Below are 19,294 nucleotides of genomic sequence, written 5' to 3'. Positions count from 1 at the left end.
TTTTATTCCCAAAATAAACCATTTATCCAGTAAATATTTCTCTTAACTTTCAAATGAAGTATCCTATCTTCTAGCCTCTTAACAAGATTTAAAATTAAGCAAATAAAAGTAAACTGTTTCAAACTGAAAAATATTTTTCAAAATAAAGAGTCCTATTGAATTCTCTAATAACGACTACTAAACCATAAGCTATTAAATATTATGAATTTAGCCTATCTACTCTCATTACCGCGAAGTATCAAAAAAGCATTCTTCGTTATACATGACACATTAATTATCTTCCTCACTTTTTGGTTTAGCTTGAGTTTAAAATCAGACTATTCACAAGAGTGGTTGGCTATCGGCAATTGGATTGTGTTCATCATAACCGCAGCTTTGACGATCACCTTCTTCATCAAGCTTGGCTTATATCGGGCTGTCACTCGTTTTATGGGCACAAAAGTAATTACCACTGCCGTATTGGGCAGCCTTTTGTCCACCATAATTATGACTATGTGTCTGAGCATATCCCATCAACGCATAGATTGGTTGCCTTCTTTTGTTTACTTTTTATTAATGTTGGTTCTGACATGCGGTTCCCGCTTTGTCCTGCGCGCAATTTTAAACGGCCGCAGAAACACCAAAACAATGGCGCCTGTCATTATTTACGGTGCGGGCCAATCCGGACGCCAACTTTTAGAAGCCATCAAACAAGTTAATGAATATCATGCTGTTGCTTTTGTAGATGATAACCCCTCGCTACAAAAAAGTATTATTAACAACATAACTGTACATCTACCTAGCAACATACCGGAGCTAATCGAAAGATATCATGTAGAAAAAATCCTACTGGCAATTCCAAGCGCATCTCAAGAAGAACGCAAAAAAATCATCCACTCTCTAGAGTCATATCCATGCGAAGTATTAACAATGCCCGGTATGAAAGAGCTGGTGGATGGCAAAGTCAGTGTTAGCTCATTACGCAAGATTTCTGTATTTGACTTACTCGGCCGCGATCCCGTTGCACCCAAATCCGAACTGATGAGCGCTGATATTAATAACAAAGTCGTTATGGTAACTGGTGCTGGAGGTTCCATTGGTTCAGAGCTGTGTCGTCAGATTATCCAGAACAATCCGAAAAAATTAATCTTATTCGAGCTATCAGAATTTTCTTTATACAGCATCGATAAAGAATTGCGCGAATATACAGAAGCAAACCAAATACAGCTTGAAATTATTCCACTTCTCGGTTCTGTACAACACCGCAAGCGTTTATACAATGTAATGACGGCGTTTGGCGTGCAAACCATATATCACGCAGCAGCCTACAAACATGTACCCATCGTCGAATTCAACACATTAGAAGGCGTTCGCAACAATATCTATGGCACTATGTTCTGTGCTTTAGCAGCGATTGATGCAAAAGTCGAAACTTTTGTCTTAATTTCCACAGACAAAGCTGTTCGTCCAACCAACACTATGGGCGCATCCAAACGCATGTCCGAATTGATACTCCAAGCATTGGCTGCAGAAAAAAACCATAATACACGTTTTGCTATGGTACGCTTTGGAAATGTTCTCGGTTCTTCGGGATCTGTGGTTCCGGTTTTTGAAAAACAAATTTCATCCGGAGGTCCAATAACATTAACCCACCAAGATATTACTCGTTATTTCATGACTATCCCTGAAGCTGCTCAATTAGTTATTCAAGCAGGCGCAATGGGTAAAGGAGGTGATGTATTTGTCTTAGACATGGGAGAATCAGTAAAAATTATTGATTTAGCACGCCAAATGATTCGTCTAAGCGGGTTAGAGGTAAAAGACAGCAACAATCCAACGGGAGACATTGAAATCAAAATCACAGGTCTGCGCCCGGGAGAGAAGCTTTATGAAGAATTATTAATCGGCGACGCTGTCGAAAAAACCACTCACCCTCGCATTATGACCGCTAATGAAACAATGCTTTCATGGGAAAATCTTTCTGATATATTAGAGAAAATGGATGAGGCCTGCTCAAATGGTGACCAGCTAACAGTTCGTCAACTATTGCTTGAAGCCCCAACGGGTTTCAAACCTAAAGATGACATATGCGATCTGGTATGGGTGGCAAAGCAAGCTGGTCAACAAACCTAAATTACTCTATGAAGCGTACACCCGATTACTAAAATAATACACAAATATAATGATGATGCCGCCTAAAAAACGGGCTTACCTTAAGTAAGGAATCTTAGTAAATATGAAAAAACTAACTCTTATTAGCCTATCAGTTATTCTTGCAGCCTCTGGCTGTACGGTCGTTCCCGGCTCCGGTTTGCCAACAGGTAATAAAACCGTTGTGCACCACGAGAATGATATTGCAGATGAAAAAGTGCAATTGGATAGCCGAGTTAATATCTATCCTATTACACTTAATCTCTTACAAAGTATTGAAGCTCCCCCGAAAGTTAACCGCCCAAATCATGAACTAGAAAAAAGAAAGTCAGCGTATCGCTATACTTTAGGTAAAGGGGATGTTCTTAATATTCGTGTTTGGTACCACCCCGACTTGAATACACCGGCTACTATCGGCGTACCTTCTTCAAATGCAGGCACACTTTCTACGACACTGCAAAACCAACAAAGTAACAATGGTATTTGGGTTAATGATCATGGCCGCATTTTCTTTCCTCTTGTTGGCGAGATTACTGTTGCAGGTAAAACCATTAATCAAGTTCAATCTGAGCTTTCATCGCGCCTGAAAAGATACATCAAAAACCCTCAAGTTGAAGTGAACGTTGCAGAATTCCGTTCTCAACGTGTAAGCGTTTCAGGCTCAGTTCGTCAAGCCGGACAATTGCCTATTACCAACGTTCCTATGACATTGTTAGATGCTATTGACTTGGCTGGAGGAATTACAGATCAAGCAGATCCGCAAAGCGTAAAATGGACACACAAAGGTGTAGATCATACAATTTCTATTGAAGATCTGCGTGCCAATGGCGATGCTACACAGAACCATTTATTAAGTGATGGAGATATCATCTACGTTCCATCTAATGAAAATAGCAAAGTATTTGTTCTAGGCGAAGTTACCCGCCAAAGCTCTTTGCGTATGCCTCCTAAAGGTATAACATTAACAGAAGCAATGAGTGAAGCTGGTGGCATGGATCAAATACATGCAAACGCAAGCGGTGTATTTGTCATTCGGAATGTGCCATCAGATGTTGAGAAACCAATCCATGTTTATCAATTGAATCTTAAAGATGCTACTGCCTATGCTTTGGGCAACCGCTTTAAGTTACAAACAAATGATGTGGTTTATGTTACTGCCGCACCCGTTACACGTTGGGATCGCGTTGTTTCTCAAGCTGTTGGTTTGGCTAATACTGTTTCTGCAGTGAACAACTCATTTTAACTCCAACGTTCATGAAGTATGACAAGATATTAATTGTGTGTACTGGCAATATTTGTCGTTCTCCCACAGCAGAATATATTTTAAAACAACTATTGCCAGATTTATTTATTGCTTCGGCAGGTATTAACGCAACACCAAACCGGAAAGTGGAACCCAAGGCTATTTTATCAGCTCATAAAAATGGTATAGATATATCACCGCATATTGCACGGCAATTAACTCCTCAAATGTGCGAGTTTTCAGACTTAATCTTAGTAATGGAAGAATCGCATATTGAAGATATAGCGTTAATTTGTCCGCAAGCCCGCAGTAAAACTATGCTTTTAGGTCAATGGACAAGCCCTTTGTTCATACAAGACCCTTACAAAAAAAGCCAGGATACATTTGATCAAATTTATCGACAAATTGAAAATGCCTGTAAAACATGGGCTGAAAAACTGAAATAATTTGGTTTTTCCGAGTGCAACTTAAATTAAATACACAACTCTATCTTGAAATATTGGTTTATCAAAATAACCCGCTCAAATTTTTAGAGAATAAATAAATGGCAACTAAATCTACCCAAGCATTTGAAAGTTCGATTGATTTACGTCAATTACTGACTATTTTGTATCGCCATAAATTACCTATTGGAACAGCTATTGCAGCAGGTTTCATTGTCGGCGGTCTTTATAGTATGTCTGCCCAACCTGTGTACCGTGCGGATGCCTTACTTGCAGTAGAGGCGCAAAACAATCAAATTTTGCCTCAACTCAATACCGGAGCCCTACCTCAAAGGGGTATGAATGGTTCAAGTCCTGATGCTGAAATTGACTTAATCAAATCACGTTCAGTTATCGGTCAAACCGTTGATAATCTACAGCTAGACTTAGATATTCAACCAATTTACACCCCTATAATTGGTTCGACATTAGCTAAATTCAGTAATGCTGGCCAGCCTACAATTAAAGTTGAGCGCTTTACAGCACCAGAAGACTTTGAAAATCAAACTTTTAGTTTAAAAGTAGAGAGCCCAACTTCTTATATCTTGACTACTCCCGATGGTGAATCCTTAGAAGGCAAAGTAGGCAAACCTCTAAAATTTTCCAATAATGGTGAGTTTTTTATCAATCAAATCCTTGCAGAACCGGGACAATCTTTTTCAATCACCAAGCTTTCACGCTTAAAAGCCATTAATAACATTACCGATAATTTATCTGTAAGCGCACAAGGTGACGGTAGCCCTCTGATAACTTTAGGCTATACCGGCACAGAAAGAAAAAAAATTGAAACTGTCCTTAACCATATTATCGATAACTATGTTAGCCAAAACAAAAATCGTGATGTTCAAATGGCCACAAGTGGTTTAGCGTTTATCAGCGAAGAATTGCCTCGTTTAAAACAATCTTTGCAAGATGCAGAAACCAAATTAAATCAATACCGTACCAATACCGGTTCAGTTGATATTCCATCAGAAGCCCAAGGTGCGCTTCGCAGCTTGACAGATATAGAAACCCAAATTACGACGCTACGTGCAGAAGAGGCGGGCATGTCTGAGCTTTACACCCCAGAGCATCCTTCTTACAAATCTGTTCGTGATCGTTTGAAAGTATTGGAAGAAGCCAGAGACCGCATTAACCGCCAAATTTCTACCTTGCCTCAAACCGAGCAAGAAGTTATCCGTTTGAACCGCGACGTAGAAATCAACCAAGCCACTTATGTTCAATTATTAAACCGTCAACAAGAATTGAACATTTTAAAAGCGAGCTCTCAAGGTAATATTCGTGTTATAGACCCTGCAGTTGCTGAAGAAAAACCATTTAAACCACGCCGTGCAATGATTACTCTGCTTTCCGCCATTGCAGCAGGTTTATTGGCCTCTTCTCTCTTTGTGTTACGCGCAATTGCACGCCCAACCATTAAAGTATCTGATGATATTCGCGCGATGGGCTACAACCTGATTTCAACAATCCCGGCTTCCAACACTCAAATGAAAGCCGACAAACGTTACAACCGTTTGAGCGCAGGTAAGAGCAAGCGCCCACAATATCTACTTGCCAATATCCATACCAACGATGTTGCAGTAGAAACTATTCGTGCTCTGCGCACCAACCTGCATTTTGCTACTATTAACAATAAGAGCAGCATGATCATGATCGCCGGTACCACTCCTGGTGTGGGCAAATCATTTGTGTCTTCCAACCTAGCTACAGTTACAGCTCAAGCAGGTTCACGAGTATTACTGGTCGATGCCGACTTACGCCGTGGCATGCTGCATCACTCTTTCGGTTTAACGGAAGAAAATGGCTTGGCTGAAATTTTAGATGGTTCATCAACTTTTGATGCCAGCATCAAACATACCGATGTTCCAGGCTTGGATTTCATTTCTCGCGGTCATTCACCACAGAGCCCGTCTGAGATGTTAATGAGTGATAAATTTAAAGAGTTTATTGCCACTGCCAAAGATAAATACGATTATGTAATTATCGATACTCCTCCTGTATTGGCTGTAACCGATAGCTCTATCATTGGCCGAGTTGCTGATTTAACTTTATTGATCGCCCGTTATAGAAAAACTTCTCATGATGAGCTGGAAGACAGCATGAGCCGCCTGAATAACGCTGGTATTAAAGTTGAAGGCGTAATCTTTAACGGTGTGGAACGCACCGCACGCAACTACTACCAATATCAAGCTTATACTGGTAAGTAAATCAGCATAATAAAATGCCTGTCTGAAATTCAGACAGGCATTTTATTATTCTCAAATCAATCAATAGAGAAGAAACCTTTAATTATGAAACTAAACTTTTCGTGCTAAACGACAAGCCGTAGGTGTTACAGCGAGGCAGCCAAACCGCCGTATAAAAATTTATATCTACAAACCAAACACTTAACAACAGTTGAATCATACTAGGGCTTGATCTGGGTATTTCTCAACGCTACTGTAACTAAAGATACCCAAATCAAGCCCAAATATGCAAATGTAATATTTTTAAGTTGATTCACAATAGTTTCATGATTATATATCAATGCCTGTCTGAACAGTCCTTGCTCAACCTTTACCGCTTTTTCAAGCGAGCAATCAACCACCATTTAATCCTCAGTCGCACATCATAGCCTACCGATCCGAATCCCAATATAAACAGTACCAAAGACACAGGCAAAGCAAAATGGTGCCCCACTGTATGATATCCCCATGCTCCGATAAAACCACCTGCAACAAAGGCCATCATCAGCCCACACAGCAACTTCATCTTTGGTTTGTTCACATTCACATTAGGTATTTTGGGATTATCGCTACGGCTATAATACAGCACTTTGGAGATTTCAATGCCCAAATCGGTAACCGTGCCTGTCATATGCGTAGAGCGGATCACGCCACCAGACAAAATCGTCATCACCGTATTATGCATGCCCATAATAAAACACAGCAAAAGCATGGCAATTGAAGGCCAAGTGCCGCCGCTCCATTCTACTTCGGTCACACCTAAAAAACCAAAAAACAATAAATACAGCCCTTCCAGCCACATCGACAAACCGAAACTACCACGGAACCGCTGACGTTGCGTCCACAGAATCACCCAGCTCGAATGCGCCGCGCCTATGATGAAACTCACAACGCCCAACATTGCCACGGTTACAGCCTGCCATTCACCCGTATACATCATATCTGCAGCAAAAGACATCTCACCCGTCACATGCGAGGTATAACGGGCAACTGCAAAAAAACCGCCCGCATTAATTGCCCCGGCCAAAAAAGCCATCACATAACCCAGCAAACGGAAACGCGCATCACTAATATGATGCTCATGCAGATAAGGTTTGTCGGCCTGCCAAAACGGCTGGCTTTGTTTTTTTCCTTGCCGAACATGCCCTGCTTTATGCTTATTTTCAGGCATTACAACCTCCTTATTCCGCCTTGAAATCGAGTTATCAAAACTTCCCATTCCAAGTAACATAAAACAGCAACGCATCAGCAAAGCTTGCAAACACAGGTGTGTCTGCATCATAAAGCATCAGATTAAAAGGCAAAGCAAAATCCTCTACTTCCGAATAAGCGAATCTGCCATCTACGGCTTCGCAATCGAAATCAAATCCCGCATATTTTACCGTTTGTTCTACTGGATTATCGGTATATACCAACACTGGCTTGCCCAATGCACGTGCAAAACCACATTCGTAAGTCGTGCCACAATCCGGCTCCTCTCCTCGAAAAGGAGACAGATTAGCAATCACCACATCACAGCGGCGTATCATTTCTTCATTAGCCAAACGGATTGTAAGTGCATTGGCGCGTTTTACCTCCACTGAATCACCCGGTTGCAAAACAACTTCGTTATCCAAAGGAATCAAAAGCCGGAAGCTATAATGCCTGTCTGAAAAATCTTCGGCCAACTTCTTCATGCTATCAAACACCTGCTTGCGCTTCGGTTCCGGTAAAAACACATCGCCACCTGCGCAGTAAATCTGCCACTCACGCATCTCTGACTCTCCTTATAAATAAAACCGCCTGATAAATTATCAGGCGGTTTTATTTATTTCAATCGTGCAACGCATTGCTCATCGCGTTTCTCAAACGCATCGGCACCACCCAACAAATCAAGCTGTGCTTTTGCATCTATCTTACTCATTGAACGGATTTGCTTATCGGTCAGCTTCTCCAGCGGTTCATCCCACATACAAACGCAGTAATCCTGAATCAGTTTTTCAGACTGGCTTTCCAAACCCCGTGCTTTCAAATCCGCCTGCCATTTATCGGTAAACGGCACATTCTTGATACACGACTCAATAATAGCCGCTTTCGCCTTCGGCTTAGACATCGCACATTGCGAGAGAAAGAAAAACGCAGCAAACAAACCGGCAATCACCCACAGCCAAATGCGGATAGTGCGGATTTTTGCCTTGCTCTTTTTCAACTCCGCCGCACGCAGCTGCTCTTCGTCCTGTTGCAACTTCGGTTGATTATCCGTTTCTGCCATGTAAGCTCTCCATACGGATCATCGTTACACCGCCACGCACACAAGGTAATTGCTCGATACCCGCAATGACCGCCTTCACGCGTTTTTCTATCGTGCTGTGCGTTAAAATGACAATCTCCGCCGTTGATTGGTCAATCACACCTTTCTGAATCAAGGCTTCAATAGACACTTTTTCATCTGCAAGCAATTTCGTAATCTGCGCCATAACACCCGGCTCATCATCTACCTGAACCCGCAGATAATAACTGCTGACAACCTCATCCATTGGCAGAATAACCTGCTCTTTTACCTCACCGGATTGAAACGCCAATGGCGGCACACGATTACCCGTATCCGCAGTGATCAAGCGGCTGATATCCATAATGTCGGCCACCACCGCGCTAGCAGTAGGCAGAGAACCCGCACCCGCACCGTAGTACATTGTTTCACCAACCATATCAGCATCTACACGTACGGCATTCATCACACCGTTTACATTGGCAATCAAGCGCACTTCTGGAATTAAAGTAGGATGTACGCGCAACTCAATACCTTTTCCTGTTTTGCGGGTAATTCCCAATAACTTGATGCGATAGCCCAATTCTTCTGCATATTTAATATCGCGGCTATCCAGCTTGCTGATGCCTTCCAGATAACAGGCATTAAAATTTACCGGAGTTCCAAAGGCCAAAGCAGACATAATGGTAATTTTATGACCAGCATCGTGACCTTCAATATCAAAAGTCGGATCGGCTTCCGCATAGCCCAATTCCTGAGCCTGCTTCAATACATCAGCAAACGAGCTGCCTTTTTCCCGCATCTCACTCAAAATAAAATTACTGGTTCCGTTAATAATCCCGACAATACTGCGGATATTGTTGGCGGCCAAGCCTTCTCTCAAGGCCTTAATAATTGGTATGCCACCCGCTACTGCCGCTTCAAACTGGACCATTACGTTTTTTTCTTCGGCTTTGGCAAAAATCTCATTGCCGTATTCGGCCAAAAGCTTTTTATTGGCGGTAACCACATGTTTGCCCTGATTAATCGCTTCCAGCACCAAATCTTTGGCGATTTCCGTACCGCCAAATAACTCAACCACCACATCCACCTCAGGATGCTTAACCACCTCAAAAGGATCGGTCGTCATTAAAGTTTGCTCAGAGCAGATACGACGCGCATTCTCCACATTACGTGTAGAAACCATAAACACATTAACATCACGCCCCAAGCGGCGGCTGATTTCTTCGGCATTATGGTTCAAAACCTCAACCGTCCCCTTGCCTACGGTTCCCAAACCCAAGATACCGATATTGACTGGCTTCATCCTATCTCCTTGTTAAGCCCTGATGCGTTGGTATAAACTGTTACAAAATAAACCAATAATCGTACCCGATTTTGGCCGAAAAACCAAGAAAGAAACACCATGCATATTGAAGAAAACCGCCTGCAAAACACACTGGCTATCACCGCCTGTAATAGAGATAAAATAGAAATTAACGGCACCAACCACTCCCTCCCCCTGTGCATCACAGAGAAGGAAATCTTACCTATCAGCCAGGTAAGCTTACAAACTGTTGATGATCAATTTTTCCTATCCCAATTTGAAAATACATTAGCTCCCGAAGTGATTTTGGTTGGCACCGGTAGAAAACACTGTTTCCTCCACCCCAAAATTACCGCCAAGCTCGCCGCAAAAGGCATAGGTTTGGAAACCATGACCACACCGGCAGCCTGCCGCACCTTCATGATCCTGCAAAGCGAGGGACGGCGTGTATGGGCTTGGCTGTGGCCTTAACCTGAAACCGCAGAACCTTACATAATGCTGTTTGGTGTAAAACACCTTTCTTTATTCTGCAAAGCCTGTCATATTAATGAAATACTAAAAAAGTAAGATATTAATAATAAAGAAAGGATTTATTATGCAACATCGCAGAAGACAAACAATATTTCAAGCAGCCAAACGCGCTTTCCTCGCAAAGCAAAGCGCCATCCGCCAACAGGCTGCACGTTCCCGAAAAAGCAGCAAACATTGCTAATAACGTTTGAAACTACAATAATCATTCCAGAATAAATGCCTGTCTGAAAGTTTTTCAGACAGGCATTTATTCTGGCCTCTTTCCATCATACTTTGGTAGGGTATCCCTTTAATTTTACAACCATACACACAAGCAAATTTCTCTCTAGGTCATTCCACTGAAACTTGTAGCAATATCGTTACAAACAAAACAAGCTCTGCTATAAAGCAGAGCTTGTTCTCACAAAAAATATACAAGATTATTGCACGACAGGCTTCACATCTGTGTGCTGACGCTCTTGATTTACATCTTGTTTTTCAGTTTGCACGGCTGATTTAATTTCCGCATTATTTTGGTTTTCAATTGCGGCTTGCGGCACAACTACATCAGCACTCTTATTGCCAGGCGCAGCCGAAGGCTTAGTTGAAACAGGCACAACAGCACTGTCTGCAGGTTGTACTTTTTCAATACTCTTTGTCGCCACTTCTCCAGCCGCACTGTCATTATTAGCAGGCAACATTTGCCATGTAATCACCGCAACAGCCAATACACTTGCTGCAACTGAGAACCAGCGGAAATTATGGTTGGAAGCTTCCCTAACAACAGGTTGCTTGCATTGCACACCTTCCCCCGATGCCAAAGCAGCCTTACGCTCCTCTGTAATTGCATTCAGTTTAGCCAGAAAGCTTTCTTGCGAGGTAAACTCAATATCTTTACCTACAACTTGCTGGTTATATTGCATACAGTCCCGGATAAGATGATACTGATACCATCTTTCCTGAACATCCTCGTCTTGCAACAGTCGGTCTAATTCATCATCAGACAATTCGCCGTCCATTGCCGCAGACACAAATTCAAAATCTTTTTCTTGAGCCATTTCATCACCATCGTTGGTCTTCGGATGTATCCAATAGTGGCCTTAAGTCGCTGGCAATCACTTCCCGTGCCCTGAAAATCCGGGAGCGCACTGTACCGATTGGACAATCCATAATCTGAGCAATTTCATCGTAAGACAAGCCTTCCATTTCACGCAATGTGATTGCACGGCGCAAATCATCCGGCAGTCTCGCTACTGCAGTCTCAACGGTCTGCAGAATTTCCCTATTCATCAATTCAGCTTCAGGGGTATGCTCATCTGCGATTTGTTCAACCAAATCAAGAACATCCCCCTCCTCATTTGCAACATCTGCGCTAATAACACTCAACTTACCGTTGGTTGCCAAATAATTTTTTGCAGTATTAATGCCTATACGATAAAGCCATGTATAAAAGGCACTCTCACCGCGGAAATTAGGCAACGCACAATATGCTTTTATCAACGCTTCTTGTGCAACGTCATTTACCGTATGTTCGTCTTTTATAAAACGTGACAGTAAGCGCGTAAGGCGGCGCTGGTACTTAGATACCAGCAACTCAAAAGCCTTTTGTTCACCTTTTTGTGCACGCTCAACCAGAGCTTGATCGGCTTCACGATCTTTCATACTTACCCTTAAATGCGTCAGGAAAGCAAAAGCAGAGCGTCTTTAATTCTTATAAACTATGACACTCTATTTTTACTTTGGTTCCAAAACAAAGCAACTAAATTTTTCAAAATGCAGAACAACACCGTTCAGACAGGCATAACCGGGATTAACCCATAAATTTGCCACAGCAATACACTGACCCTCTTGGTTGGTGATGACAGGCCAATATGGTCTAACGAAGGGGGGAATCTTGCATTCTTGCAATAATTTCCGTACTTTTTTATGCCCAACGGTCAATTCAATCATATCATCGGTACTTACCGCTCTAATATTGCCAACCTGCTCTAAAACATCTTCACGAAGCCCATACAAATGTCTACACAGCTTAAAATTAGCCTTCTCTAAAACAGTATTTAAAGAAGCACTGCTATTTTCAGACAGGCATGTTGGTTTCAGCCAGACACAATCATCCAACCAATTATCGTGAACGCAAAACAAACGGCTCTGGTAAGCATAAATTTTACCGCCATGCAAACACCATTCCGCCGATCCATTTCCGCATTCGTTCAAAACCCGACGGAAATCATTGAGCGATGCTTGAGTAGGAATGCCTAGATTGTTTTGTTTTACCATAAACAATAACTGCCTGCTTTGACGCGCCGCAGTTAACTTACGCCAAACAGTACAATCAAAAAAACCTGAATGATAAATTGCCTGTTTATCCTGTTCAGACACTTCCTCCAACACCGCCAACTCTTCCTGAAGCGTTTTAACGCTTGTCATAATATGGCGGTCTAAAAAAGGCAATCGTGCGCGCCAGATAGGCAACCCCGTGTTTCTCAACCAATTGCGCAATAGAGATTCATCAGTGTTACTGGGGTCATCAATGTATTGCAAACAATGAAGCTGCGCATAAGCCGATAACTCCTGCCGAGTTATTTCTAAAAAAGGGCGCCATAACTGATGCTGCTCACCCAACTCACGCAACTCAGGCATGGCCGACAATCCTCTAATACCGCTGCCACGCAAAGCAGACAGCATAAATGTTTCCACCTGATCGTCTTGATGGTGCGCCAATGCCACGATATCTGCTCTACTCTGCATGAAAGCCTGATAACGCGCCCGTCTGGCGCCCGCCTCCACACCAACCTTTTCAGTATTTGCTTGAACATACTCCACGCGAAAAGGAATTTGAAGTATTTGGCAAAACTCACCACAAAATCGCGGCCAATCATCTGCCGTAGCCTGTAAGCCATGATGAATATGCACTGAGCATAAATCAAACTGTCTGTCATTTCTCAAGCGGTTAAGCAAGTGCAGTAAAACTATCGAGTCCAAACCGCCACTCAACCCAACCTCTATCGAAGCACCCTGATTCACACAACGATCGAATGAAACCGACAATTTGGACAACAAACGCTTATCCAAGTCAGATAACATGATTATTCATATCCATATTTTCAGACAGGCATATCATACCCGCCCAATCAAAAACAAAAAAGGCAAGCAATCGCTTACCTTCCTCAATTTGTATAAAATCTACACAGCACTCATTTTTCAAGATATTGGCCGTAAGCCATAATCCGATCAAAACGGCGCATCAGCAAATCAGACATAGGCATAGATTGCGCTTCACGCAACTGCTCAGTTAAAACTTTCTTCAAGCGGTTCATGGTTTCACCATGATCTCTATGCGCTCCGCCCAAAGGTTCTTCCACTACTCTGTCGATTAAGTTCAATTTAAGCAAACGGTCTGCCGTGATGCCCAAAGCTTGTGCAGCATCCGCAGCTTTTTCTGCGGTTTTCCACAAAATAGATGCGCATCCCTCTGGTGAGATAACCGAATAAGTCGAGTATTGCAGCATATTCACATAATCGCCTACGGCAATGGCCAACGCGCCACCCGAACCGCCTTCGCCAATAATTGTACAAATCACCGGCACACGCAGTTTGGTTAATTCATACAGATTCTTACCAATTGCCTCCGACTGATTACGTTCTTCTGCACCGATGCCCGGATAAGCACCCGGCGTGTCAACAAATGTCAGCACTGGCAAATGAAATTTTTCCGCCAAATGCATCAAGCGCAAAGCCTTTCTGTAACCTTCCGGGCGCGGCATACCGAAATTGCGGCGGATTTTCTCTTTCGTATCGCGGCCTTTCTGATGGCCGATAACCACCACGCTTTGATCGTTGAATCGCGCCAAACCGCCTACAATGGCATGGTCATCCGCGTAATGGCGGTCGCCGTGCAACTCTTGGAAGTCTGTGAACAAAACTTTTATATAATCTAAAGTATAAGGACGCTGGGGATGCCGTGAAACTTGGGATACTTGGGCCGGTGTCAGTTTGCTGTAAATAGACTTGATTAAATCGCTGCTTTTCTTTTGCAGACGATCTATTTCTTCACTGATATCAACAGCAGATCCGTCTTGCACAAAACGCAATTCTTCAACTTTATTGTTTAATTCGGCAATTGATTGCTCAAAATCTAGAAAAACGGGTTTCATAAAATGATGTCTTTATTCATTTCCCTGATTTCTTCTGCTAAATCTGAAACCAGTTTAAATGGTAAAATGCAATGGTAAATAAAAAGTGAATTTACGCGATAAACGGCGGTTGGGCAAGTAAAAAATGAAACATCAAGCATTCATTCCTTATCCTTCCACACAAAACAAATATGCTACACTAATGCCTGTCTGAAAATACCAACAGCATCAACCAACAATGACCGAATCTCAAGACAAACACACCATGCGGCTCGACAAATGGCTGTGGGCAGCCCGCTTTTTCAAAACGCGGGCGCTGGCGCAAAAACATATCGAACTCGGGCGGATTCTCGTGAACGGCAACAAGGTTAAAAACAGCAAAAACATCTGCGTTGGCGACAAAATTCACCTTACCCTCAACTCGCTGCCCTACTTGGTTACTGTTCAGGCGCTCAACCACCAACGCCGCCCCGCTCCTGAAGCCCGGTTGCTTTATGAAGAAGATGCCACGGTTGCCAAACAACGCGATGAGCAAAAACTACTTGATCAAACCAGCCGTGTTACAGCAGCTTATCCTGAAGGCCGCCCAACCAAACGCGACAGACGACAGATCGACAAAATGAAAAGGCAGTGGTAGTTACAAAAGAAATAAAAAGCTTGTCATCTATTACAAATTCATGTACATTCCATTTTATGTCGATTGAATGAAACCACTTTCGACATAAATCTGATACTAGTACCAACAGTATCTGTATTTTCCTATTTTTGTAATCCTTTCATAATGCAATCCTTGACCGCTGTCTTTGCAATCCAAAGACAGCGTTTTTTTATTTTCAGTAAATGTGCCGCAAACAGTATTTCCACAAAGGTTTTTTATTCTTTTTCAGACCGTCATTCGACCATTCATCCAATAATCTTCGACAACAAACAGAATAATTTATAATAAACTATTTGTTACCATTGAAAATATAAGGAACATCATGCGCTGGGAAGGTCGTGAACAAAGCAGCAATATAGAAGACAGACGCGGTCAGAGTCCACGCAGAGGCGGTGGCAAAGGGCCGGGAATTATAGGCATCATCGTTTTATTGGTCGGCGCTTATTACGGCATAGATTTATCCGGTATCGTCGGCGGCGTAGGAGGCGGCGCGGCTATACAAAGCGGCCCGCAAACCCAAATCGACAGCAAGCTCGAAAGTCAACTCAAAGAGCTTTCCGGTGTTGTGTTACGCGACACTGAAAAAGTATGGTCGGCTTATTTTCAAAAACATAATGCCCGCTATGAGCCGACTGTGATGAGGCTGTACACAGGCGGCACGCAAACAGGCTGCGGCTACGGCCAAGCTGCTGCCGGGCCGTTTTACTGCCCTGCCGATAAAAAGGTTTATCTTGATCTATCTTTTTATGAAGACATGCGCCACAAGCTTGGTGCGGAAGGCGATACCGCTTTTGCTTATGTGATTGCCCACGAAGTCGGCCACCACATACAAAACCTTACCGGCATACTGCCGCAAGTAAGCCAGATGCAACAAGGGGTAAGTAAAGCAAAAGCCAATGAATTGTCAGTTAAACTGGAATTGCAAGCCGACTGCTATGCCGGCATCTGGGGCAACTATATCGCCGCCCAAGGCTTTTTTGATGAAAACGATTTACAGGAAGCTTTCAACGCCGCAGAAGCCGTGGGCGACGACCGTTTGCAAAAGCAGAACCAAGGCTACGTTGTTCCCGACAGCTTTACTCACGGCACATCCGAACAGCGCCTCGCATGGTTCAAACGCGGACTGCAAAGCGGCGATCCCGCTCAGTGCAATACATTTGCGTCTAATTAATCAAATACATAATCATGTAGCTACAACAATCTGAAAACACAATGCCTGTCTGAAAACTTTCAGACAGGCATTGTTATCTATAGCAAACAAACTTATTTTTAATACAAGGCAGCAGGCCGCAAGCGGTAAAGCCTCAAAGGAAAGGAGAGAAACACTGTAGAAACATTAGCTTGATAGCCATATCCTCCAACCGCTATGCCATCCCACACAACTTACATTCCCAACACAACCGGTGCAAAACGCGATACCGCATCACGCAGAGGAACCAACTTGCCGTGAAAAAAATGCGATGTTTGCGGAAACACAATCACCGGAATATTTTGTGGCGCTGCCCAATCCAACGATTTTTGTAAAGCAACAACCTCATCTTCCGCCCCATGAAAAATCAACGTTTTCGATGCATTCGGCGCCGCCGGTTCACGTCGCTCATAGTGATGCAGCGCAGGCCCCATCAACAAAAGCAAATCCGGTTCGCGCACATGCGCCGTAAACACAGCTACATAGCCGCCAAAAGAAAACCCGCTTATCACCAGCTTTTCCGCGTCAGGATGCTGCATTCGCGCAAAATCAACCACCGCCACACAATCGTCAACCTCGCCTACGCCATAGTCATGCATCCCTTCACTATTACCCACACCGCGGAAATTTGGCAAATAACAATGAAAACCTAATGCCGCCAAAGCTTTGGCTGCCGTTTGAATCACCTTATTCGTGTTTGTTCCACCTTGCAAAGGATTAGGATGGTTGATAACAGCCACTCCGCGTTCGTTACCCTGAGCGGCCAAATAAATTGTTTCCAATTTGCCCGAAGGGCCATCTACCCAAACTAGATCGTATTTCAAAACCACAAAACGTTCCTCAACCTAATAAACAATATTCTTCTTCAAATAAAATTAAATCCGACAACTCAACAAGATTATCAACCTATTTCATGCCTGTCTGAAACCATTTTCAGACAGGCCTCGCGCCATCACAAATAAAAAGTTCTACCATTGTTTTGATTATTCGCTTTCAAATCGTTCAACATACGGCGAAAATCCAACCCATACGCCTCACATAACTTCTCAGCCCGCTTTTTCAAGCTATCTAAACGCTGATCCTTCGGCGTGTTCCGAAACGCCATCACAGCCACATTACCGTGACTCTCAGCCGGCACTTCCAGCACCCGCCCTTCAAAAACATCCAATAAACTTTCCACAAAACGACCATAGCGTTTGTCACCACTCCACCAATTTGTAACAAACACACCATTCTTACTCAGCGCACGGCGGCAATCCCGAAAAAACTCCTCGCTCACCAAAGCATCAATAATCTGCTCACCATCAAAACCATCCACCAAAATCACATCCGTACCGCCCAGCAAGGTTTTCACATAATCCGCACCGTCAGCCACCACGATTTCAAAGCCATCCTCTTCAAAAGGCAGCTCAAACAAACCGCGCGCCACATTCACAACCTGAGGATTAATTTCCACCGCAGTTTGCTTTGTTTCCGGCAAAAACTCATCAATCCAACGCGCAAACGAACCGCCGCCCAATCCGATTTGCGTAATATGCTCCGGCGCATCCATAAACAAAAGCCAAGCCATCATCGCACGGCTGTAAGAAAGCACAAGCTCCGAAGGATTATCCAAATTCATCGAACTCTGAATCGTTTTACTGCCCAAATGCATCGAGCGGATATTTCCCTCCTCAGAAATATCAACCTCCGGCAAATCAAAACTCTGCGCACGAACACGATGATAAGGATGGCGAGCCATAAAATTACCCATAACCCAATAAAAAAGAGAGCATTTTATAACAAGCACGCACAGCACACGACAAAATTCTCAACCATTGCATTAAATCAACAATCACCCAACCAACAATTTTTATATTTTTATCTATTAAAAAACAAAATGATGACAAACATCACAAAAAAAACACTATCTCATCCCTTGTCAAAAAATAAAGAGCCTGTATAATTTCAGTTCTTCAAACGCCGGTGTAGCTCAGTTGGTAGAGCACCTGACTTGTAATCAGGGGGTCGCGAGTTCGAATCCTGCCGCCGGCACCAATATTCCTTTATAAATCAAAGCATAAAAAGACACTTGTGACAAATGAGTGTCTTTATTCTTTTTTGTGTTGTATCTTACAACCTCCATCACCACAACATCCCCTAAAAAAATCATGGCAACAATTGTTAAGCGCAATGGCAAATACCTTGCCCGCGTACGCACAAAGAATATCGACACCTCCAAAACCTTTCGTACCGCCGCCGAAGCAAAAGCATGGGCAGCACAAACCGAAACCGATGCCAATAACCGTGCGCTGGGAATCGTGCCCAAGCACATCACGCTAGGCGACATCATCACCCGCTACAAAAACGAAGTAACGCCCGGCAAACGCAGCGCCCGCAGCGAAGCGATCAGACTTGAAAGCTTCTTGCGTTATAAAATCTGCAATATTCCCGCAACAGACCTTCAGCCCCACCATTTCGCCGAATGGCGCGACGAAAGACTAAAGCATGTACAAGGCAGCAGCGTAACCCGCGAGCTATCGACACTATCCGCCGTGTTAAACCACGCCGTGAAAGAATGGCAATACGCCAAAGACAACCCCATATTAAAAATATCACGCCCTAAAGAAAACCCGCCGCGCACCCGCAGGCCCACGCAAGAAGAAGCACGCAGAATATGCGCCTACCTTGAATACGACGATGACACCCCGCCGAAATTAACCAAACAGCGTGTCGCACTGGCATTCCTATACGCAATGGAAACCGGCATGCGCGCGGGCGAAATATGCAGCATCCAACCCCATAACATCCATTTATCACAAAAATACGTACACCTCGACATCACAAAAAACGGCAGCAGCCGCGACGTACCCCAAAGCCGCCGAGCCATTGAAATATTGCAAAAGCTGATACCTTTAAAATTTGAAAATACGTTCGGACTAACCTCCCAATCCCTAGACGCAATATTCCGCCGCGCCACCAAAGCACTGGAAATCGACGATCTGCATTTTCACGACAGCCGCCGCGAAGCCCTTACGCGCATGGCAAAAAAGGTTAACGTGATGGACTTGGCAAAAATATCCGGGCATAAAGACGTAAAAATCCTGCTCAATACCTACTACGCTCCGGACGCATCCAGCCTTGCCGATCTGCTGGATTAAAAAAAGGCTGTCTGAAACGTCAGACAGCCT

18 protein-coding genes and 1 tRNA gene are annotated in these 19,294 nt (G+C 43.5%); 9 read left to right on the top strand and 10 right to left on the bottom strand.

The annotated features are described in order from the left end of the window. Nucleotides 1-201 precede the first annotated feature (201 nt). From HMPREF9370_RS04615 to HMPREF9370_RS04600, 4 genes are all read left to right on the top strand, one after another. Nucleotides 202-2,112, top strand: coding sequence for a polysaccharide biosynthesis protein (locus HMPREF9370_RS04615; RefSeq protein ID WP_009116185.1), 1,911 nt, complete (start codon nucleotides 202-204; stop codon nucleotides 2,110-2,112). A gap of 103 nt (nucleotides 2,113-2,215) precedes the next feature. Next, a complete protein-coding gene (locus HMPREF9370_RS04610) occupies nucleotides 2,216-3,373 on the top strand; it encodes a polysaccharide export protein (RefSeq protein ID WP_009116184.1) in 1,158 nt (385 codons plus the stop codon). An 11-nt stretch (nucleotides 3,374-3,384) separates the two neighbouring features. Then, nucleotides 3,385-3,819: a low molecular weight protein-tyrosine-phosphatase gene (locus tag HMPREF9370_RS04605; protein ID WP_009116183.1), complete on the top strand. Its 435-nt coding sequence runs from the start codon at nucleotides 3,385-3,387 to the stop codon at nucleotides 3,817-3,819. Nucleotides 3,820-3,917: 98 nt separating this feature from the next. Next, nucleotides 3,918-6,062: a polysaccharide biosynthesis tyrosine autokinase gene (locus HMPREF9370_RS04600; RefSeq protein ID WP_009116182.1), complete on the top strand. Its 2,145-nt coding sequence runs from the start codon at nucleotides 3,918-3,920 to the stop codon at nucleotides 6,060-6,062. A 349-nt stretch (nucleotides 6,063-6,411) separates the two neighbouring features. Here the strand turns inward: HMPREF9370_RS04600 and HMPREF9370_RS04595 are convergent, their stop codons facing one another. From HMPREF9370_RS04595 to HMPREF9370_RS04580, 4 genes are read right to left on the bottom strand one after another with little or no spacing between them, the layout of a single operon-like run. Further along, a complete protein-coding gene (locus HMPREF9370_RS04595) occupies nucleotides 6,412-7,251 on the bottom strand; it encodes a YoaK family protein (protein WP_040666902.1) in 840 nt (279 codons plus the stop codon). 34 nt (nucleotides 7,252-7,285) lie between these two features. Beyond that, entirely contained in the window at nucleotides 7,286-7,834 is a 549-nt protein-coding gene (locus tag HMPREF9370_RS04590; protein ID WP_009116179.1) for a nucleoside 2-deoxyribosyltransferase, read from the bottom strand. A 53-nt stretch (nucleotides 7,835-7,887) separates the two neighbouring features. Next, nucleotides 7,888-8,331, bottom strand: coding sequence for a hypothetical protein (locus tag HMPREF9370_RS04585; protein ID WP_009116178.1), 444 nt, complete (start codon nucleotides 8,329-8,331; stop codon nucleotides 7,888-7,890). Then, nucleotides 8,315-9,634, bottom strand: coding sequence for a homoserine dehydrogenase (locus HMPREF9370_RS04580; protein ID WP_009116177.1), 1,320 nt, complete (start codon nucleotides 9,632-9,634; stop codon nucleotides 8,315-8,317). The genes HMPREF9370_RS04585 and HMPREF9370_RS04580 overlap by 17 nt, the downstream gene beginning before the upstream one ends. A 99-nt stretch (nucleotides 9,635-9,733) precedes the next feature. Between HMPREF9370_RS04580 and HMPREF9370_RS04575 the strand changes: the two genes are divergently transcribed. Beyond that, the gene (locus tag HMPREF9370_RS04575) at nucleotides 9,734-10,105 is read left to right on the top strand and encodes an Mth938-like domain-containing protein (RefSeq protein WP_009116176.1); all 372 of its coding nucleotides are present in this window, start codon (nucleotides 9,734-9,736) and stop codon (nucleotides 10,103-10,105) included. Between the two features lie 479 nt (nucleotides 10,106-10,584). Here the strand turns inward: HMPREF9370_RS04575 and HMPREF9370_RS04570 are convergent, their stop codons facing one another. The 4 genes from HMPREF9370_RS04570 to HMPREF9370_RS04555 form a co-directional block, all read right to left on the bottom strand. Then, the gene (locus tag HMPREF9370_RS04570) at nucleotides 10,585-11,202 is read right to left on the bottom strand and encodes a sigma-E factor negative regulatory protein (RefSeq protein ID WP_009116174.1); all 618 of its coding nucleotides are present in this window, start codon (nucleotides 11,200-11,202) and stop codon (nucleotides 10,585-10,587) included. Nucleotides 11,203-11,206: 4 nt separating this feature from the next. Continuing rightward, entirely contained in the window at nucleotides 11,207-11,806 is a 600-nt protein-coding gene (gene rpoE, locus HMPREF9370_RS04565; protein WP_009116173.1) for an RNA polymerase sigma factor RpoE, read from the bottom strand. A 72-nt stretch (nucleotides 11,807-11,878) separates the two neighbouring features. Continuing rightward, nucleotides 11,879-13,228 carry a tRNA lysidine(34) synthetase TilS gene (gene tilS / locus HMPREF9370_RS04560; RefSeq protein ID WP_009116172.1) on the bottom strand — a complete coding sequence of 450 codons (1,350 nt, stop codon included), beginning with the start codon at nucleotides 13,226-13,228 and terminating at the stop codon, nucleotides 11,879-11,881. Between the two features lie 110 nt (nucleotides 13,229-13,338). Beyond that, nucleotides 13,339-14,298 (bottom strand): acetyl-CoA carboxylase carboxyltransferase subunit alpha, encoded by a 960-nt coding sequence (locus HMPREF9370_RS04555; RefSeq protein WP_009116170.1) that lies wholly within the window; start codon nucleotides 14,296-14,298, stop codon nucleotides 13,339-13,341. A 217-nt stretch (nucleotides 14,299-14,515) separates the two neighbouring features. Here HMPREF9370_RS04555 and HMPREF9370_RS04550 point away from each other — a divergent pair, with 217 nt between their 5' ends. Continuing rightward, complete coding sequence (locus HMPREF9370_RS04550; protein ID WP_009116168.1) at nucleotides 14,516-14,914, top strand: RNA-binding S4 domain-containing protein; 399 nt, start codon at nucleotides 14,516-14,518, stop codon at nucleotides 14,912-14,914. A 343-nt stretch (nucleotides 14,915-15,257) separates the two neighbouring features. Further along, nucleotides 15,258-16,106 carry a KPN_02809 family neutral zinc metallopeptidase gene (gene ypfJ / locus HMPREF9370_RS04545; RefSeq protein ID WP_009116166.1) on the top strand — a complete coding sequence of 283 codons (849 nt, stop codon included), beginning with the start codon at nucleotides 15,258-15,260 and terminating at the stop codon, nucleotides 16,104-16,106. 212 nt (nucleotides 16,107-16,318) lie between these two features. Here ypfJ and HMPREF9370_RS04540 read toward each other — a convergent pair whose 3' ends face one another. Both HMPREF9370_RS04540 and HMPREF9370_RS04535 read right to left on the bottom strand, forming a co-directional pair. Beyond that, nucleotides 16,319-16,954: an alpha/beta hydrolase gene (locus HMPREF9370_RS04540; protein WP_009116165.1), complete on the bottom strand. Its 636-nt coding sequence runs from the start codon at nucleotides 16,952-16,954 to the stop codon at nucleotides 16,319-16,321. A gap of 122 nt (nucleotides 16,955-17,076) precedes the next feature. Further along, the gene (locus HMPREF9370_RS04535; protein WP_040667459.1) at nucleotides 17,077-17,865 is read right to left on the bottom strand and encodes a polyamine aminopropyltransferase; all 789 of its coding nucleotides are present in this window, start codon (nucleotides 17,863-17,865) and stop codon (nucleotides 17,077-17,079) included. A gap of 220 nt (nucleotides 17,866-18,085) precedes the next feature. Here HMPREF9370_RS04535 and HMPREF9370_RS04530 point away from each other — a divergent pair. Continuing rightward, nucleotides 18,086-18,161: transfer RNA gene (locus HMPREF9370_RS04530), tRNA-Thr, on the top strand. A 113-nt stretch (nucleotides 18,162-18,274) separates the two neighbouring features. Beyond that, nucleotides 18,275-19,264 carry a tyrosine-type recombinase/integrase gene (locus HMPREF9370_RS04525; protein WP_009116162.1) on the top strand — a complete coding sequence of 330 codons (990 nt, stop codon included), beginning with the start codon at nucleotides 18,275-18,277 and terminating at the stop codon, nucleotides 19,262-19,264. The last annotated feature ends 30 nt before the right edge of the window (nucleotides 19,265-19,294 follow it).

Source organism: Neisseria wadsworthii 9715, assembly GCF_000227765.1.
GTDB classification, from domain to species: domain Bacteria; phylum Pseudomonadota; class Gammaproteobacteria; order Burkholderiales; family Neisseriaceae; genus Neisseria; species Neisseria wadsworthii.
This window is presented reverse-complemented; position numbering and strand designations above follow the sequence as displayed.

Bases quoted from the DNA above. Each gene is read 5' to 3' on its own strand.
- HMPREF9370_RS04595 (WP_040666902.1), bottom strand. From the start codon at position 7,251: ATGCCTGAAAATAAGCATAAAGCAGGGCATGTTCGGCAAGGAAAAAAA.
- HMPREF9370_RS04570 (WP_009116174.1), bottom strand. From the start codon at position 11,202: ATGGCTCAAGAAAAAGATTTTGAATTTGTGTCTGCGGCAATGGACGGC.
- HMPREF9370_RS04610 (WP_009116184.1), top strand. From the start codon at position 2,216: ATGAAAAAACTAACTCTTATTAGCCTATCAGTTATTCTTGCAGCCTCT.
- tilS (WP_009116172.1), bottom strand. From the start codon at position 13,228: ATGTTATCTGACTTGGATAAGCGTTTGTTGTCCAAATTGTCGGTTTCA.
- HMPREF9370_RS04600 (WP_009116182.1), top strand. From the start codon at position 3,918: ATGGCAACTAAATCTACCCAAGCATTTGAAAGTTCGATTGATTTACGT.
- HMPREF9370_RS04580 (WP_009116177.1), bottom strand. From the start codon at position 9,634: ATGAAGCCAGTCAATATCGGTATCTTGGGTTTGGGAACCGTAGGCAAG.
- HMPREF9370_RS04525 (WP_009116162.1), top strand. From the start codon at position 18,275: ATGGCAACAATTGTTAAGCGCAATGGCAAATACCTTGCCCGCGTACGC.
- rpoE (WP_009116173.1), bottom strand. From the start codon at position 11,806: ATGAAAGATCGTGAAGCCGATCAAGCTCTGGTTGAGCGTGCACAAAAA.
- HMPREF9370_RS04585 (WP_009116178.1), bottom strand. From the start codon at position 8,331: ATGGCAGAAACGGATAATCAACCGAAGTTGCAACAGGACGAAGAGCAG.
- HMPREF9370_RS04575 (WP_009116176.1), top strand. From the start codon at position 9,734: ATGCATATTGAAGAAAACCGCCTGCAAAACACACTGGCTATCACCGCC.
- HMPREF9370_RS04555 (WP_009116170.1), bottom strand. From the start codon at position 14,298: ATGAAACCCGTTTTTCTAGATTTTGAGCAATCAATTGCCGAATTAAAC.
- HMPREF9370_RS04535 (WP_040667459.1), bottom strand. From the start codon at position 17,865: ATGGCTCGCCATCCTTATCATCGTGTTCGTGCGCAGAGTTTTGATTTG.
- ypfJ (WP_009116166.1), top strand. From the start codon at position 15,258: ATGCGCTGGGAAGGTCGTGAACAAAGCAGCAATATAGAAGACAGACGC.
- HMPREF9370_RS04590 (WP_009116179.1), bottom strand. From the start codon at position 7,834: ATGCGTGAGTGGCAGATTTACTGCGCAGGTGGCGATGTGTTTTTACCG.
- HMPREF9370_RS04550 (WP_009116168.1), top strand. From the start codon at position 14,516: ATGACCGAATCTCAAGACAAACACACCATGCGGCTCGACAAATGGCTG.
- HMPREF9370_RS04605 (WP_009116183.1), top strand. From the start codon at position 3,385: ATGAAGTATGACAAGATATTAATTGTGTGTACTGGCAATATTTGTCGT.
- HMPREF9370_RS04615 (WP_009116185.1), top strand. From the start codon at position 202: ATGAATTTAGCCTATCTACTCTCATTACCGCGAAGTATCAAAAAAGCA.